Below are 297 nucleotides of genomic sequence, written 5' to 3' on the forward strand. Positions count from 1 at the left end.
GCTCTTCCGATCTGGCAAGGCCACCGGCAACCGGCGGACCCAGGTCCAAGGCGCCGCCGACAAGCTCGTCGGCAAGGTGCAGAAGGCCTATGGCGACGTGAAGGACAAGGTCCGCAAGACGTTCTGATCCATGTAGCTGTCATGTCTTGGTGGCATCAGGGAAGAGGCCGTCGCGAGACGGCCTTTTTCACGTCTGGAATTGCTTGGCGAAAGCGTTGATTGAACACGCTCGACGGCGCCTCGTCCAGTTTGACGCCAAGTCGGCGCTTTGGAGACTTTTCATGCCAAGGCAAGAAA

The 297-nt window shown here is 58.9% G+C and carries 1 protein-coding gene; it reads left to right on the forward strand.

Features of this window, described 5'->3' with window-relative positions; genetic code table 11:
* Positions 1-127, forward strand: a 127-nt coding sequence (locus tag EN874_RS33105) for a CsbD family protein (protein WP_135884744.1), incomplete at its 5' end; no start/stop codon positions are given.
* Between the last annotated feature and the right edge of the window lie 170 nt (positions 128-297).

The sequence above is a fragment of the Mesorhizobium sp. M1D.F.Ca.ET.231.01.1.1 genome (assembly GCF_003999155.2).
Lineage (GTDB): Bacteria > Pseudomonadota > Alphaproteobacteria > Rhizobiales > Rhizobiaceae > Mesorhizobium.